The following is a 15,687-nucleotide window of genomic DNA, read 5'->3' as shown; positions in this document are numbered from 1 at the left end:
TTGGCGAGGAGGAGACATCCCTTCCTCTTGTTATACTCAGCGATAATTTCGCAGAGACATTTCATCTTTTTTTCAATCAATCAAAGCGCACGAACACTTATCGCGCCCCCACGATGACCTGAATACGGCGTCGTTGGTCTGCCCCTAGCGGCATGTAAGTTGGCGAGGTTGCTCCTGAGATATCAATGTAAGAGCCACTGTTGATGGCATCCTCTATTTGCCATTGGTAAGTCAGTGAGGTGGGACATCCTGTTGCACACCTGACCTCTGCGGCCAACGAAGACCCAACCAAGGGATAACCATTTACCAATCCCGCCACACTCACCCTGGTGAGCACACTCACGAAGGTCACATCCTGGCTCTGGGTCTGCCCGTTCACCTCAGCTGTGACGACCGTGATGCCGGCGGTGGTGTTGGTCAGCGCAATGTGGGCCACCCCGTTACTGTCGGTCTGTACCGTGACCGTATCGGGTTGCGCGCCATTATTGGTGTGGATCACCACCTCCCGATTGGCCACCGCGTTGCCGCTGGCATCTTTCACTACAAAGTCGACACCGACCGCGGCGCTCCCGTTGGCCAGCGCCTTGTCGCCCGTTACCGTCGGGCTCCCGGTGAAATGGAGCGAGCTGGGGTCGGCGACGAAGGTCACATCCTGGCTCTGGGTCTGCCCGTTCACCTCAGCCGTGACGACCGTGATGCCGGCGGTGGTGTTGGTCAGCGCAATGTGGGCCACCCCGTTACTGTCGGTCTGTACCGTGACCGTATCGGGTTGCGCGCCATTATTGGTGTGGATCACCACCTCCCGATTGGCCACCGCGTTGCCGCTAGCATCTTTCACCACAAAGTCGACACCGACCGCGGCGCTCCCGTTGGCCAGGGCCTTGTCGCCCGTTACCGTCGGGGCCCCGGTAAAGTGGAGCGAGCTGGGGTCGGCGACGAAGGCCACATCCTGGCTCTGGCGCTGCCCGTTCACCTCAGCCGTGACGACCGTGGTGCCGACAGTCGTGTTAGTCAGGGTGGCCATGGCCACACCATCGGCACCGGTCTCAGCGGTGGTGTTGATGGTTGCCCCATTGTCTGCGGTGAAGTTTACCGTCTGTCCCGCAACCGGATTACCGTGCGCATCCGTTACCCGGGCTTGCACGGCATTAGTCACGATACCGTTGGCCAGCGCGTTATTGCGGGTGATCGTCAGGCTCCCCTCCATCAGGGTCGCGCTGCTCGCATCAGCCACAAAGGTAGTGTTTACCGTCTGGCGTGAATCATTCACTTCGGCCGTGACGGCCGTGGTGCCGGCGGTGGTATTGGTCAGGGTGGCAGTGGCCACACCATCGGCACCGGTCTCAGCGGTGGTGTTGATGGCTGCCCCATTGTCTGCGGTGAAGCTGACCGTCTGTCCCGCGACCGGATTACCACGCGCATCCGTTACCCGGGCTTGCACTGCATTGGTTGCGATGCCGTTAGCCAGCGCGTTATTGCGGGTGATCGTCAGCTGCTCACGGACAATCTCTGCCGTATCGGCAAGATCTTGGTCTGTAATATCTTGGTTTTTCTCCGGCAGTACGACTATTTGCATGGTTGCCCGCGGGGACACATTTCCCTGCCTGTCATAAGCCACCGCACTCAATGTATACACATTACTATTACGGCTTGACTGATAAGATGGCAGTGTTATCGTTATTGTCTGTGGTGCAACCTGCACCAATGTCCCTCCTGCGGCAATGAGATCTGCACTACTCCAGTCAATCCGCTCAAGTCCATATTTCGCCCGTACTTGCGCATTCACTGTTAGGGAAGAGATCGACTCACCGGCTTGCTGCTCCGGTAAAACGATATGTATCAACTCCTGCTTCTGATAATCCAAAATGATTTGATTATTACGCTCTACTAAGTCGTATCGACTCCCCATTAGTGTTCGATTAGCTGCCACGAAGGTGGGCGTGATATGAGCCAGCCAAGACTCACCAAACCGATAGTTCAGTTGGATCTGAATCCGGCTATCATTACTACCGCCTTTCCCTGTACGATGCTCTGCACCAACGGTCAACAGAGGAAACGGTGTATAATTCACGCCGGCTGTAATAGCATACGGATCCTTTTGGCGATTAGCGTTACCAAATAGCGCGACATCATCGCCACGATACTGTTCATACACCAATTTTCCGCCAAGTTGAGGGTGTGAGGGGAAATAAGCCTCGGCACGCAAATCATAACCATGAGCAGGGCGTTCATTATAATCTGGAAAAGAACGCGATTGATTCCAACCGGTCAGACCAAAATATCCATTGGCTGATAGCTTTAGGTAATCCATCCACGCTTCAATCCCCGCACCTATTCGGCGATTTTTACCCGTCAGGTCGTTATCAAAAAAAACATTCATACCGAACATCCAGTTATCCTGGAAGGTTCTGAGGCCGACGCCAAGGTTAAACGTATTGCGGCTATCCTTGTTACGTCCACCTAGCTGAGTAAACAAAGTATTTGTCTGGCTATCATAGATGGGAAACAAAACATCAATCGCGCTACCATCCAGCTGGAAGTCGTCATTCATGTTCAACTGGACTTGGGCAGAACCGAATTGATTCAACCACTGTTGAACAGAATTATTAATTTCATTGTTCATAGAACTACGAACTAATCGCGCGGCAGATCTAGCCACATCATCACTGGATAACAAGGTAGCTCCTGTTACCAAGTGAGAACCTAATAGGCTTGATGTCGATGCCTCAGGCTGAGCACTCTCTAAAAACGGAGAGTGTTTACGTGGAACATCCAATTCATCCCCAACCGTTAACGCCTCATATGGCTTAGAATGTATTCGGTATTGGTTGATTTGTTTAAGTTTATCAACGGATAGATGGTACTTTTTTGCCACACTCTCCAGAGTTTCACCAGGCCCCAATCGGTAGGGCTCTGTGGATACAATAGGATTAACGCTCTTAGAGGTTGGTGCATTAGCGAAAGCCGGCGTAAAAGCAATACCACAAGGAATAAACAATTGGATCAAGATATTTGCCCAGGCAATAAAATCACTACGACGCGCTGGCGAATTCCATTCTAAATGGGGCTTCCCAAACATTTTATCAAACCCTCAATTTACCAATAAAAATAACTTAGCACTTTCCACATCCACCATACTCAAGTAGTTCAACAGGACACATGAACTGTTTTAATAAGAGCCGTGTTTGAGGTGAGGATTAACTATATCCGAGCATGGATTACCATGCTATTTGATGCTAAGGATATAGCACATTAGTTATAAATCGACAAAAAACTAAAAATAGCAGAGCTATACTAGTAGCACACATATTAACTCATCTAGACAATCAAGAGATTATGAGTAAAAATACAACTGGCGACTGGATGGCAATAACTCTTAGATGATCGAAATAAAAGATTAATTCATTTTATATCGCCATCAATTAAATCATGAGAAATGCCATCGACTAAGTTAAGTTCTGCTCTCCAGCTAAAGCATGGAAATGCTGACTACATAGAAAATATATGCATATAATAATAAAAAACATTAAAAGAAAGCTCAACAACACTAACTAATAGCAATGCTAAAATGGCAAACAAGAGTAATGACGAGTTATTCCAATTCATATTCACCAAACCATTAATAGATTAATACCTTTGCTCACCTCCATTCTATATAGTTTGCAATTACAATAGCTAGAAATCATAACGATATATTACTATATCAAAAATGCCATAGTCACGACATATAAATAAAGATATGACTTACTCGCACGTTATTAAATTGAATTAATTACTCTCGGACCACATGTGATATTATTTTTATGAACCACCCTCACTCCTCTGACTATCTTTATATTGTTGATATAATCCCGTGACGTTATTAAAGATAGCATCAACGACTAAACCAAGCCGGTATGGTTGTAGTTCGCGTTTTCTATACACCATAAAAATATCTAGGTTAATAGAGTAATCACCCATGAGAACTGGCACAAGCTGAGAACCAACTGGATAATTCACATGAATGTATTTAGGCACAAGAACAAAACCCATGCCATGGGTAGCTATATGAATAGCAGAAAGAAAATTATCACAAACAATACTTCCTTGCGTCACAATACTTGTTTTTTCATCAGTCTTTTTATTTACCAATGAGATTGGATTACAATAATCATCATTAAGCCACGCCTGTTGTAAAACCCATGGATAAAGTTGTAGATCTTGCAATGTTGATATTTTTTTATCTGCTATAAAATCCTTGCTCGCACAGATCGACAACTCCATAGTAAGAAGCTTACGAGCAATAAGATTTTCATCAGTAGGTGAGGTAAATGTTATTAATATATCGCAATCCTTTGGGTATTTCACACCCTCAAAATATTCTTTACTGGCAATTGATCTTGTAGTGAAAACAAGCTTTATATCTTGATGCTCTTGACTAAATCTTGGAATAAAATCCAGACTCAATAGAGTTTGTGCAAAGATAGGAAGATGAATGTTAACTACTCCTCCAGGGGATTTTTTATGATTGTGAATATATAACTTGAGCAACTCATTATTAGCTAAGACTCGATCTATATGAGGTAAAATATCATGACCAAATGTAGTCAGACGTAATGGGCGAGCATCACGATCGAATATTTTAACACCGATTCTTGACTCTAACTGATGCAACATTCGGCTCATATTGGCTTGGGCTAACCCTAAGTTTACTGCAGCTAAAGACACGCTTCCTGTTTTAGCCAACTCCTGAATAATAATCATATCATTCAATTTAAGTAAATCTTTCATGATAAAAATCACCCTATGGTTTGAAACTATACATTCTGCTATAGTTATCTCTACAAAACAATATGGTACAAAATAATTAAAAATTCAAGACAATGCCATAATGTTATATCAAACATAAACAGATAAATTTTATTCTGAGTATGATAAAAAGAAGAACATTGAATAAATGGTGAAAAATATGCTTATACTCAACCCTCACAATGACAGAGGCTTTGCTATCACGCATTGGTGTAACCACATCTAGGGGGCCATTGTTAATGGGATCGTCGCCTCCTGCATCTTGTAGCACAGTGGGACGATAAATCGTCACGACTAAAGCAGAGCGACCATCATGACCATTAAAACCATCGACAGCGATTTGGCAAAAGAGATTTTCTGGATCCACGACATTGACGCACATGGCAGAGGCTGGCTTGGTTAAATAAATCAGAGTTAGGATAAGTATCCCCATTGCAGGTTGCTGCTGTCAGTCAATACGCTCGCTCTCTGGTATTCCTGCCTTCATCATTTTATTCAGCGCACACATCATGGCCCACGCCTCTGCAAGCTGTGCATCATCATCCCGTAGTGTCAATGAACCACCGAACCGTTGTTTGACGCGGTACATCACCGTTTCCGCTATCGACCGCCGGTTATCATCTATTGTCCCTTTCCAGCGTACATCGTTCTCACTCGGCCGCTGATGCGCAACAGCGCGATTACGATCTGCATACTCACCCGGCCAATCACCTGCCCCCTTTCGAGGAGGGATGAGGGGGCAGATGTTCTTACGCCGCAGTTCATCGTGACACCACCGGGTGTCGTAATCAGCCTCCGCCGCCGCTGGCCTGATTTTTCGCAGGGTCTGCCGGATCAGTCCCAGGAAAGCCTCAGCATCGATAACATTGTTCAGTGCCCGGCAATGTTGTCGAGATAAGTCCGATCATCGATAGGACGGCGTGATTTCACTAACTCACTCGCGCTCTCTTTATCATGGCCAACGAGCGCCCAATCGTTGTGAGTGGTTTGATTGGTTGGGAAATCCCCATATCCTTTTTTTCTTTTGGATGAAACAATCTACCGTATGAGCGTAGGGATTATTGTCGATATACCATAATCCGATAGCGCAACCAGATGCCCCACATCCGGCACAATACACAGTAACCGAAGTTATAATTCAAAATAGAAATTATCATAAAGTGCTATCCCGTTTACCTGGCATTTATTTTTCAAGGCAAAAAATAGGTATTATTTATGCCGCACATAAATCACACAATTACTCGTACAGCAACGACAAATAACACTCTGCGGCATTGTTTTTAGACAAGGGAAATTCGCCATGAAAAATAAATGGCTGTTAAAAAGGGTTGAGTATCGCCTAAAAGTATTACGCGCCTGGTTACAAAGCGATAGACGATTTAAAGCCAAGCGCTTTTATGATGATTTTGGCCGAGAGCTACAACTCTCACCACCGCAGACGTTCAATGAAAAAATCATATTCCGTATGATTTTCGATAGAAATAAACGCTTTACGGAGCTGGCTGACAAGGTCATCGCCCGTGATTTCATTCGTCAACAGATCGGCGAAAAGTATGTGGTAGCGACGTTAGGAGTATATTCCGCCTTCGATCATATCGATTTTAATACGCTGCCGCAGAAATTCGTGATTAAATGTTCGCACGATAGCGCCAGCGCCATCGTCTGCACCGATAAAGCACGGTTCGACATAGCCGGCGCGCGTGCAAAAATAAACTTTTACTTATCTCGCAATATGTATGTAACCACGCGCGAAAGACACTATAAAAATATAACTCCGAGAATAATCTGTGAGAAATACTTGGATGTCTTTGCTCAGCGCGATCAAGATATTACTCCCGAACTATTTCGGGTACATTGTTTCTCGGGTCAGCCTAAGTTTATCGAAGTCGATTTTAGTGATAGCCGGGGGCGGGAGTCGGTCAATATTTATGATGAAAACTGGCAACGCCAAGATGTTCGTGTAGGCTATCGCCAAACCCATTACCCCAACAATCTCGATCCGCGTATCAGTAAGCCCGCCAAGCTCGACGAAATGCTGGCTCTCTCACGCCAACTGACCGCCGACTTCGATTATTGCCGGATGGATTGGTTTGTAGTCGGTGACGATATTTACTTCAGCGAATTCACCTTTACGCCCTACGCCGGGCGGATGCGCTTCTTCCCCGCGGAGTTTGACTACCGTTTCGGGGCGGCGTGGCAGCAACAGATCCATCCCGAGAGCAAGCGAACGGCACGATAGATGACGTCGCCCGGCTGATGGGATCGGCCGTGGCGGCCCAGGTGACCGCCGCAACGCCTCTCCCGGCGGGGGGAAAGCCCTCCCGCCCCACGAAGTTACCAGAAAAATCCGCTTAAACCGCGCACCGCGTTCGCGCTAACATCGCCCCCTATCCGCACTAAGGAGATCACCGTACATGAACCGCACAGCCATCGCCGCACTCAGCTTACTGCTCTCCACCCTCGGCAGTACCACCTACGCCGCCGGCAAGCAGATCAACGTCGAATTCCCCCGGGGACAGGACAGCGCGCATTACTCTGGCCGCATCAAGGGGTACGATTACGATAGCTATGTCTTCCGCGCCAACAAAGATCAACACCTGCGTCTCACCCTGTCCAAGGAGACGGTCGATGCGGTGCTATTCGGACCGGGGATCGACGATTCGATCGACTTAGGGAAATACTCGTCGGCCCTGGATAACCAAGGTCGCTACACCTTACCCGCCAGTGGGAAGTATGAGATTCGCGTCTTACAGAGCCGTGCGGAGGCGCGACGCCATGAGCAGAAGCCCTATCGTTTCAATCTGCAAATAACGAACTAACCGCCACCGCATCCGTGGACCCATGCTCCGCCCGCGCGCGTCAACGGCTTTGCGCCCAGAGCCACTGGCGGAGACGCTCGCCAACCTCGCCTGCGCCATTCGCCGCAGGCGCCCGTCAGGCCACTCCGGCAGCACCGCCGCTAGCGAGCGCCCCATCGCCGCCAGCGACAAGGTAAAAACAGCAGCCACCAGGCCAGCGCCCACATCGGCGGCAAGAAACCCTCCATGATGTGCATTGCCAACGCCGGTGGCGCTGCTGCCAGCAGGCATAACGCCCCCCGCGCCGCATGACCCGCGCCTCATTGAGTATTCGTATCGCATCGCGTCTGCCGCCAGCGTTTATTGACCAGGATGGTCGAGAAGTAGGCCAGCGGCTGTTCCTCGTCGACCTCATCCAGATGGCGCCAGCAGCGCTCGCCGGGGAGGGTCGCCTCGGCCATCATCAACGCGCACTCCAGTAGTCCGGCCTGCGCCAGCAACGCCTTAATGCGGGCAAAACGGCCATAGACCTTCATCAGTACCAGGCTGTCATGCTGCTGCAACGCCTGGATGATCTCCGCCTCCGGCGCGGTACAGGCGATCACCGCCAGCGACTGTTGCTCCATCGCCAGCGGCGTTTGCGCCCGCGCGGCGATGGCGGCGAACGAGGTCACGCCGGGTACGATCTCCAGCCACGCGGGGCTGCCGATACGCTGGAGCAGGAAGACCCAGGTGCTGAACAGCATGGCATCACCGAGAGTGATAAAGCCGACGCGCTGCCCGGCCTCGACCGCCTGAATCAGCTCGGCGGCGATGCCACCCCATGCCGCCTCCTTCTCCGCACTGTCGCCGCTCATCGGGAAGTGGCGGCAACGGATCTCGGTCTGCGGCGTGAGATACTCCCGCACGATGGAGAGCGCTAAGCTGTCGCCGCTGCGCCGTCCCGCCGGGGCATAGAGGACATCCAGCGTGGCGAGGAGACGCGCGGCGCGCACGGTGACCAGATCGGCGGCCCCCGGCCCCGTACTCAGGGCGTACAGTCTGCCCGTCATGCCGCCGCCTCCATGCCGCCATTGAGCGCCTGCTGCAGATGTGCGACAAACATCGCCCGAACCGCCGGATTCTCGCCCAAGCCACTCAGCCATGGCGTCGCCGGGATACCCGCCGCATTGAAGCGCGTTTTCCACGAGTCCGCCTGGTCGGAGGCCATGTCATTGATTGCGTGATCGCCGGCGACCAGCATCAGCGGCATCAGATGCACCGCCTCGATCCCCGCGTGGCGTAGACTCGCGATCAACACTTCGACCTCCGGGTAGCTTTCTACCGCGCCGACCCGGCCGGGGAAGCCCTGCGCCGTCATCATGTGGTCGAGGCAGGCATAGGCCGCGAAGGCGTGATGACTGGCGCCGTGGCCCATAAACACCACCCGCTCGCGTGCCGCCAGCGTCGGTATCTGTTGACGCAACGCCTGCATCAACTGTTGATAATCCGCATGGCTGCTCAGCAACGGCCCGCCCAGGGTGAGACGCGCGAACAAGGGGCGCATAATCTGGACCTCGCGCACGATCTTCTCGTACTCATCGCCGTTGATGATGTGCAGCGACTGGATCGCCACATCCTGGTAGCCTTGCTGCGCCAGCCTTTGCAACGCCTGTAAGGGGGTATCGATCGCCAGCCCATCCCGCTCGCGGAGCTTGCGAATGATCATCCCGGAGGTGAAGGCCCGAAACAGCTCCCGATCGGGGCAACTGGCCGCCAGATCGCGTTCGCAGGCCACAATATTCTTCTCGCCGGTCTCGTGATAACTGGTTCCGAAACTCACCACCAGCAGCGCCTTTTTCATCTGATACTCCTTAATTCTCGGCCAACCAGCGCGCCAAACGCTGTTGAAATGCGGACGGACTGTCCAATACGGTTTCCCCCGTCACCGGCGGGGTTGGGCGGCTCACGACGATGCAAGGGATACCGGCATCGAGGCAAGGCAGCACCTTCTCCTGGTAGCCGCCCTCCGCGCCGGAGTCTTTGCTGATCACCACGTCGGCGCGGCAGTGGCGATAGAAGGCGGCATTAAACGCTGCGTCGAAGGGGCCGCACAACGCGAAGATCTGCCCGACGCCCAGGCCGAGCGCGGCGCATTGCGCCACCACCTCGGGCAGCGGCAACACCCGGGCCAGCAAGGTCTTCTCCGGCAGGCCGGCGCACCAACGCGCCAGATCCTTGCTGCCGGTGGTCAGCAACACCCGTTGGCCTAAAGGCCGCGCCAGCGCGCAGGCCGCCTCGATATCCGCCGCACGATGGAGCAATGGGTGCGTCAGCGCGCTGAGCTGTGTCGGCCGCTGGTAGCGGGTCAACGTCACGCCCAGCGCCTGGCAGGCCGCGCCGATGTTGCGGCTCACCAGCTCGGCATAGGGGTGCGAGGCATCGATCACCCAGCGTGTACCGTTCGCCCGTAGCCAGGCCTCCATCTGCGCGCGCTCCATGCGGCCACAGCGCACCTGGCCGAGGAGCCCTGCGGCCAACGCCCCGCCCGTCGGTGTCGCCACCGACAGGGTATAGTTCACCCCCGCCGCATCCAGTTGTTGGCACAACGCCCGGGCGTCGCTGGTGCCGCCGATGACCAGCACCTCGCCCGCCGTCACAGCGTGTACCCGCGCGGCGTGATCATCAGGCCATCCTGCACGTAGGTCGCCTTGTTGCCGACGATCACCAGGCTCGTCATATCCACCGGCGTGAAGTCCATCTCGCCCAGGGTGGTCAGCCACTTCTCCTGCTTCTTCCGCCCGGCGGACTTCACCACCCCGACCGGCGTCTGTGCCGGCTTGCTGGCGGCGAGTAGCGCAAACGCGCGCGCCAGATGCCCTTCCCGCCCTCGGCTGCGCGGGTTGTAGAAGCAGATGACGAAGTCCGCCTCCCCGGCGGCGACGATGCGTTTTTCGATCACCGGCCAGGGGGTCAAGAGATCGCTGAGGCTGATATGACAGAAGTCATGCATCAACGGTGCGCCAAGCAGAGCGGCGGCGGCGATACTGGCGGTCATGCCAGGAATGAGGCGCACCTCCAGATCGCGCCGCTGCTTAGCGACCAGTTCGAGCACCAACCCCGCCATGCCATAGATCCCGGCATCACCGCTGCTGATCAGCGCGACATGATGGCCGGCCTGCGCCAGATCGATCGCCGCCTGGCAACGCTCGATCTCCTTACACATGCCGGTCTTGATCACCTGCTTATCGCCGGTAAAGGCCTTCACCAGGTGGGTATAGGTCTTGTAGCCGACGACGATCTCCGCCGCCTGTAACGCCTCGATGGCCTCCTGGGTCATCATGGCCTGTGATCCGGGACCGATCCCGATTACGGTTAATGTCACTGTGTCACTCCCAACGTGATGGTGACGCCCTGCTCACGCAGGGTGTCACCCAATAAGTGTCCCTGGCTCAACAACCAGGCGGCCGGCGCCGAGACGCTACCGACGCCTAGCGTACGGCGGACGAATGCCGAGGCGGGAAAACGATGCTCATGCGCGCGCAGCGCCTCGACCGTAAACGGGGTAAAGGGCACCCGCCAATGGGCCGCCAGTTGACATAGCCCCGCCTCATCTCGCTTCTGCATCACGCTGCCGATCGCCGTCAGCGCCAACGGATCGATACCCTGCGCCGCCAGTTGGCGCGCCAGCAAGCTCGCCAGCAAGGCAAAGGACGTGTTGCGTCGACAACCGATGCCCGCCACCACCCGCTGGGGCACCAGCTTCCAGTGCGGCAGCGCCACAGGCGGCAGCGTGTCTCGCCACGTGACGCAAACCAGGCCATCCAAGGGCGGAAGCCGCTGTAGATCGTCCACGCGGATAAACCCGCGCAGATCACACTGGCTGAGGGCCTCCGCCCAGACGCTATCCGCCCATAGCCCCACCCGCTGTTGACTCACCAGCATCTGGTTGACCCGCTTGACCGCCGCGCGAAAGTCGTGCATCCGGGCATGCAACTGGATGGCCAGCGAATCCAACGCCGCCAGCTCGTTGACATCCGTGGCGGTGGTGATCACCGCGTCGGCGCCCAGTCGTCCCGCCAGATAGCGCGTCAGCGCGTTCGCGCCGCCGGCATGGCCGGAGAGTAGGCTGATGACATGTTGGCCACGCTCGTCGATCACCACCACCGCCGGATCGCATAGCTTGTCTTGCAGGCAGGGGGCCAACACGCGCACGGCGATGCCGGTCGCGCCGATGAAAATCAGCGCCGAGTAGTGGGCGAAGGCCGTACGCACCGCCTGGGCGAAGCCGCCCTCGCACGGCAGAAATCCCGGCGCCAACAGCGCGTCACTGGTAAAGCAGCTGATCGGTAGCTGCGCCGCCAGCCGTTTCGCCAACGCTACGCCGCCGGGGGTGAGACAAAACAAGGCGATGGATTCAGGCTTGACGGTATTCATGGCTAAAGTCCGCCGCATAGAGTCGGGAGTAGTGATACTCATCGCCCAGGAAGTCCCCGACCAGGATCAACGCCGTCTTGCGGATGCCGGCGGCCTGCACCTGCTGCGCGATGTCCGCTAGGGTGCCGCGCACGGTCCGGCTCTCCGGCCAGGTGGCCTTATAGATCACCGCCGCCGGTGTCTGGGGAGCATAGCCGCCAGCGATCAGCCGTTCGACGACCCGCTGAATACGCTGAACCGAGAGATAGATCGCCATCGAGCTTCGATGGCTGGCCAGCGCCTCCAGTTGCTCCCCCTCCGGTACCGGGGTACGCCCGGCGAGGCGGGTGATGATCAGGCTCTGGGAGAGCTGCGGCACGGTGTACTCCACGCCAAGCTCGGCCGCCGCGCCGAGGAAGGCGCTGACGCCCGGCACCACCCGCCAGGCGATGCCGCGTTTCGTCAGTTCCTCGCCCTGCTCGCGAACCGAGCCATAGAGCGAGACGTCGCCGGTCTGCAGACGCACCACGGTCTTGCCCGCCTTCACCCCGGCCTCCATCAGGTCGAGGATCTGCGTCAGATGCAGCGTCGCGCTGTCGTGACACTCGGTCTCGGGCGAACAGTAATCCAGCAACGCCGGGTTAATCAGCGAACCGGCGTAGATGACCAACTGTGCCTGCTGCAACAAGCGGTAACCCTTGAGGGTGATCAGCTCTCGGTCGCCCGGTCCGGCGCCGACAAACCACACACACTGGGGATCGAAACGTTCAGACATGCTGCTGCTCCTTCTGGCAGGCGAGGACAAAGACGGGATTATTCGGTTTGAAGTAGTGGCCGCTCCCGAGCGCGCTCAGGGTGGCGATCTGCAGGTGTAGGCAATCGAGCGCCGCGACGTCGCAACGCCGCAGGTGGGTCAACGCCTCGTGCAGGTTCTCCTGCAGGATAAAGGTCATCACCAGCCGACCGCCGGGGCGAAGCTGTGCCAGGGACCAGTCGATCAGCGCCGTCAATCGGCCACCGCTACCACCGATGAACAGGGCGTCGGCCGGCGCGACCCCGGCCAACGGCGCCGTTCCTGCCAGGATCGTCATGTTATGGCAGGCGAACTGCTGCCGATTGTCGGCCAGCAGGCGCAGCGCCGCCGGCGCCTTCTCGATCGCCGTCACCCGCAGGGACGGGCACTGTAGCGCCGCCTCGATCGAGACGCTCCCGCTGCCGGCTCCGACATCGATCAGGTGATGGGCGCGGTGCAGCTCCAGCTTCGCCAGCACCACGGCACGCACCGCCTCCTTGGTCATCGGTACCGTCTCGCCGCGTAAGAAACACTCATCTTTCATCGAGGATCACCACCGTATTCATGTCATACTCGCCATCGACCTCACTGGCGCGCAGCCAGTGAATGCGCTCGTTCTCCATCGCCAGATTCTCCCCCACCACCATCCAGCGCTGCCCCTGGCCACGCGCCACCAGCTGCGCGGCGATCTCACGCGGGCCGCAGCGCGCATCCGTGACCAGCGCCACCTTGCTATGGCGCGCCAGCGCATCAAAGTCGAGCGCCCGCCCGTGGCTACTGGTAAGCCACATCTCGTTCATCGCGATCCCCGCCTGAGCGCACAAGTATTGCGGCGCGCTGATACCGGGGATGATGCACACCCGCTCACGGCCGAAATGCGCCAAGAGTCGCGTGCCGATGCCGTAAAACAGCGGGTCCCCCGAGGCCAGGATCACCACCCGCCGCCCCTGTTGTGCCTCTAGCCAGCACAGGAGCTCGGCAATATTGGCCCCCAGGACGAAGGTCTCTCCGGCAAAGTCGGGAAACTGTTGCAGATGACGCCGCCCCCCCACCAGGATCTCGGCGCACGCGATCGCTGCACGCGCCGCGGGCGTCATCAGCTCTCCCCCGGCCGGTCCCATTCCCACCACCGTTAACATTGCAGCGCCTCGGCGATCGCGGCCAGTGGGCGATTGCTACCCAACACCTGGTTATCGAAGGAGAACAGGATGGCATCACAGATCAAGGGCTGGCGGGTAAAACGCAGCCGCTCGTGGACACGCTGGCAGATACGCGCGGCCAGGTGATCATAAATCGCCTGAAAACCGTAGGCCGCGATCGGCTCCAGCGCGGCCTCGGTGGTGTCGCACTCACTGACCGCTTTCAGCAGCGCCGACGGGGCGCCGAGCAGCGCCAGATGCGCGACCAGCGTCTCCATGCGGGCATCGGCGATATGACTGTGGGTGTGAAAGATGCCGGCGGCGACCTTGATCAGCTTGCCGGGATGGCCGACCAACACGATCTGCTGAAAGCCCAAGCGGACCGCCTCTTCGATCATATAACCGACGAAGTTACTCATGGTGACCACCGCCTCGGCATCGATGCCCAGATGGGCGCAGGCGAAACGCTCGCCGTGATTACCCGGCACCAACACCACGCGCGTCAGCCCGGCGGCCCGCTTCATCTCTAACTCCAACGCCAGGGAGCGTTTCCAGCTCTCCTCCGACATCGGCGTCACGATACCCGTGGTGCCGATGATCGAGATCCCCCCCCACGATGCCGAGACGGGCGTTATAGGTCTGCTGCGCGCGGACCGCCCCCTCGGGGGCGAAGATTTCGACCTCGGCGCCGCGCGCCGGCCCGATCGCCTCGCGTACCGCCGCCTCAATGGTCTGGCGCGGCGTTCGATTGATCGCCGCGCTGCCGATCGGCAGGCCGATGCCTTTCCGCGTCACGGTCCCCACCCCCTCGCCGCCGCGCAGGCGGATCTCGCCGCTGTCGTCGAGCGTCACCCGCGCGAAGATCAGCATGCCGTGCGTCGCGTCGATATCGTCGCCGCCATCTTTACGAATCGCGGCGAGGGCCTGTTGCCCCGCGATATGCGGTGACTCGACATTCAGGCATAGGGTGACGCCGCTCGGCGTCACGATGGAGACCTGGTGGATCAGATGCTGGCGCAGCACCATCAGCGCGGCGACCTTGGCCGCCGCCGTCGCGCAGGAGCCGGTGGTATACCCCTTACGCAAGGCCTTGCCGTGGTGCCATACCGGGGCGCTAAATGTGGGATCGCTCATCCGGCCTCCCGCAGGTGGTAAAGTATCGCGTTGACGATCGCCGCCGCCACATTGCTGCCCCCTTTACGCCCAAGCGCGGCGATGGCGGGCAAGGCGCTATGCGTCAGCGCCGTCTTCGACTCCGCCGCCCCGACGAAACCCACCGGGACCCCGATCACACCGCCGACCGTAGCGCCGTGCTCTAACAGACGGAACAGCGCCGTCGGCGCGTTACCGAAGACGAACAGCGACGCCTCGCCTTCCGCCTCCGTCAGTGCGACATCCACCGCCGCCATGGAGCGCGTGATCCCCTGCGCCTGTGCCTGCGCCATCACCCGCGCATCACGGATATAGCAACGGCACTCGCCGCCGAAGTGGGCCAGCAGGGTCTTGTTGATGCCAGAGAGCGCCATGGTGGTGTCGGTATAGAGGATCGACGGCCGGCTCAACACCGCGGTGAGACGCGCCAGCGCATCCGGAGAAAACCAGAGAATATCCAGCCAATCGAAGTCGGCGGTCGTGTGGATCACCCGCTTGATAATCGCCTCATGCAGCGGGCTGGCGAAGCGGTAACTCGGCCGCGTCTCCCGGATGATCTCGTCGATGATGGCGAAGCTCTTGCTTTCGATCGCCTGGGGTTGTTGGATGTAGTGCATGTCCT

The 15,687-nt window shown here is 56.6% G+C and carries 14 protein-coding genes and 2 pseudogenes; 2 read left to right on the top strand and 14 right to left on the bottom strand.

The window, feature by feature from the left end; translation table 11 throughout:
• Positions 1-97 precede the first annotated feature (97 nt).
• The 4 genes and pseudogenes from DCL27_RS06985 to DCL27_RS06970 all read right to left on the bottom strand — a co-directional run.
• On the bottom strand, positions 98-3,079 hold the full coding sequence (locus tag DCL27_RS06985) for a ZirU family protein (protein ID WP_109691540.1): 2,982 nt from the start codon (positions 3,077-3,079) through the stop codon (positions 98-100).
• 722 nt (positions 3,080-3,801) lie between these two features.
• Positions 3,802-4,770, bottom strand: coding sequence for a LysR family transcriptional regulator (locus DCL27_RS06980; protein WP_098143116.1), 969 nt, complete (start codon positions 4,768-4,770; stop codon positions 3,802-3,804).
• Between the two features lie 103 nt (positions 4,771-4,873).
• On the bottom strand, positions 4,874-5,221 hold the full coding sequence (locus tag DCL27_RS06975; protein WP_005286944.1) for a hypothetical protein: 348 nt from the start codon (positions 5,219-5,221) through the stop codon (positions 4,874-4,876).
• Positions 5,222-5,236: 15 nt separating this feature from the next.
• Positions 5,237-5,665, bottom strand: a pseudogene (locus DCL27_RS06970) (transposase); the annotation flags it as partial.
• Positions 5,666-6,088: 423 nt separating this feature from the next.
• Here DCL27_RS06970 and DCL27_RS06965 point away from each other — a divergent pair.
• Positions 6,089-7,027, top strand: a complete 939-nt coding sequence (locus tag DCL27_RS06965; RefSeq protein ID WP_005286951.1) for an ATP-grasp fold amidoligase family protein — start codon at positions 6,089-6,091, stop codon at positions 7,025-7,027.
• Positions 7,028-7,202: 175 nt separating this feature from the next.
• Positions 7,203-7,607 (top strand): PPC domain-containing protein, encoded by a 405-nt coding sequence (locus DCL27_RS06960; protein WP_035601281.1) that lies wholly within the window; start codon positions 7,203-7,205, stop codon positions 7,605-7,607.
• Positions 7,608-7,906: 299 nt separating this feature from the next.
• On the opposite strand, the gene DCL27_RS06950 is transcribed toward DCL27_RS06960, so the two are convergent.
• The 10 genes and pseudogenes from DCL27_RS06950 to DCL27_RS06905 all read right to left on the bottom strand — a co-directional run bounded on the left by DCL27_RS06950 (position 7,907) and on the right by DCL27_RS06905 (position 15,682).
• Positions 7,907-8,638: a cobalt-factor II C(20)-methyltransferase gene (locus DCL27_RS06950; RefSeq protein ID WP_109691541.1), complete on the bottom strand. Its 732-nt coding sequence runs from the start codon at positions 8,636-8,638 to the stop codon at positions 7,907-7,909.
• Entirely contained in the window at positions 8,635-9,429 is a 795-nt protein-coding gene (gene cbiK / locus DCL27_RS06945) for a sirohydrochlorin cobaltochelatase (RefSeq protein WP_005286960.1), read from the bottom strand. The genes DCL27_RS06950 and cbiK overlap by 4 nt, the downstream gene beginning before the upstream one ends.
• A gap of 10 nt (positions 9,430-9,439) precedes the next feature.
• The gene (locus DCL27_RS06940; protein ID WP_005286963.1) at positions 9,440-10,225 is read right to left on the bottom strand and encodes a cobalt-precorrin-6A reductase; all 786 of its coding nucleotides are present in this window, start codon (positions 10,223-10,225) and stop codon (positions 9,440-9,442) included.
• Positions 10,222-10,908 carry a precorrin-3B C(17)-methyltransferase gene (locus DCL27_RS06935; RefSeq protein WP_005286966.1) on the bottom strand — a complete coding sequence of 229 codons (687 nt, stop codon included), beginning with the start codon at positions 10,906-10,908 and terminating at the stop codon, positions 10,222-10,224. Before DCL27_RS06935 ends, DCL27_RS06940 begins: the two co-directional genes overlap by 4 nt.
• 38 nt (positions 10,909-10,946) lie before the next feature.
• Positions 10,947-12,002, bottom strand: a complete 1,056-nt coding sequence (cbiG, locus tag DCL27_RS06930) for a cobalt-precorrin 5A hydrolase (protein ID WP_035597690.1) — start codon at positions 12,000-12,002, stop codon at positions 10,947-10,949.
• The gene (locus DCL27_RS06925) at positions 11,983-12,756 is read right to left on the bottom strand and encodes a cobalt-precorrin-4 methyltransferase (RefSeq protein ID WP_035597688.1); all 774 of its coding nucleotides are present in this window, start codon (positions 12,754-12,756) and stop codon (positions 11,983-11,985) included. The genes cbiG and DCL27_RS06925 overlap by 20 nt, the downstream gene beginning before the upstream one ends.
• Positions 12,749-13,318, bottom strand: coding sequence for a decarboxylating cobalt-precorrin-6B (C(15))-methyltransferase (locus DCL27_RS06920; RefSeq protein WP_035597683.1), 570 nt, complete (start codon positions 13,316-13,318; stop codon positions 12,749-12,751). Before DCL27_RS06920 ends, DCL27_RS06925 begins: the two co-directional genes overlap by 8 nt.
• Positions 13,308-13,913 (bottom strand): cobalt-precorrin-7 (C(5))-methyltransferase, encoded by a 606-nt coding sequence (locus DCL27_RS06915; protein ID WP_005293967.1) that lies wholly within the window; start codon positions 13,911-13,913, stop codon positions 13,308-13,310. The genes DCL27_RS06920 and DCL27_RS06915 overlap by 11 nt, the downstream gene beginning before the upstream one ends.
• Positions 13,907-15,047, bottom strand: a pseudogene (gene cbiD / locus DCL27_RS06910) (cobalt-precorrin-5B (C(1))-methyltransferase CbiD). Before cbiD ends, DCL27_RS06915 begins: the two are co-directional and overlap by 7 nt.
• Positions 15,044-15,682, bottom strand: a complete 639-nt coding sequence (locus tag DCL27_RS06905; RefSeq protein WP_035597680.1) for a cobalt-precorrin-8 methylmutase — start codon at positions 15,680-15,682, stop codon at positions 15,044-15,046. Before DCL27_RS06905 ends, cbiD begins: the two are co-directional and overlap by 4 nt.
• Positions 15,683-15,687: the final 5 nt, after the last annotated feature.

The sequence above is a fragment of the Edwardsiella tarda ATCC 15947 = NBRC 105688 genome (genome assembly GCF_003113495.2).
In the GTDB taxonomy this organism is placed as follows: Bacteria; Pseudomonadota; Gammaproteobacteria; order Enterobacterales; family Enterobacteriaceae; genus Edwardsiella; species Edwardsiella tarda.
The sequence above is the reverse complement of the archived record's forward strand: the minus strand, read 5'-3'. Positions and strand labels throughout refer to the sequence as shown.

Coding starts and splice junctions, on each gene's coding strand:
- DCL27_RS06985 (WP_109691540.1), bottom strand. CDS start 3,079: ATGTTTGGGAAGCCCCATTTAGAATGGAATTCGCCAGCGCGTCGTAGT.
- DCL27_RS06980 (WP_098143116.1), bottom strand. CDS start 4,770: ATGAAAGATTTACTTAAATTGAATGATATGATTATTATTCAGGAGTTG.
- DCL27_RS06975 (WP_005286944.1), bottom strand. CDS start 5,221: ATGGGGATACTTATCCTAACTCTGATTTATTTAACCAAGCCAGCCTCT.
- DCL27_RS06965 (WP_005286951.1), top strand. CDS start 6,089: ATGAAAAATAAATGGCTGTTAAAAAGGGTTGAGTATCGCCTAAAAGTA.
- DCL27_RS06960 (WP_035601281.1), top strand. CDS start 7,203: ATGAACCGCACAGCCATCGCCGCACTCAGCTTACTGCTCTCCACCCTC.
- DCL27_RS06950 (WP_109691541.1), bottom strand. CDS start 8,638: ATGACGGGCAGACTGTACGCCCTGAGTACGGGGCCGGGGGCCGCCGAT.
- cbiK (WP_005286960.1), bottom strand. CDS start 9,429: ATGAAAAAGGCGCTGCTGGTGGTGAGTTTCGGAACCAGTTATCACGAG.
- DCL27_RS06935 (WP_005286966.1), bottom strand. CDS start 10,908: ATGATGACCCAGGAGGCCATCGAGGCGTTACAGGCGGCGGAGATCGTC.
- cbiG (WP_035597690.1), bottom strand. CDS start 12,002: ATGAATACCGTCAAGCCTGAATCCATCGCCTTGTTTTGTCTCACCCCC.
- DCL27_RS06925 (WP_035597688.1), bottom strand. CDS start 12,756: ATGTCTGAACGTTTCGATCCCCAGTGTGTGTGGTTTGTCGGCGCCGGA.
- DCL27_RS06920 (WP_035597683.1), bottom strand. CDS start 13,318: ATGAAAGATGAGTGTTTCTTACGCGGCGAGACGGTACCGATGACCAAG.
- DCL27_RS06915 (WP_005293967.1), bottom strand. CDS start 13,913: ATGTTAACGGTGGTGGGAATGGGACCGGCCGGGGGAGAGCTGATGACG.
- DCL27_RS06905 (WP_035597680.1), bottom strand. CDS start 15,682: ATGCACTACATCCAACAACCCCAGGCGATCGAAAGCAAGAGCTTCGCC.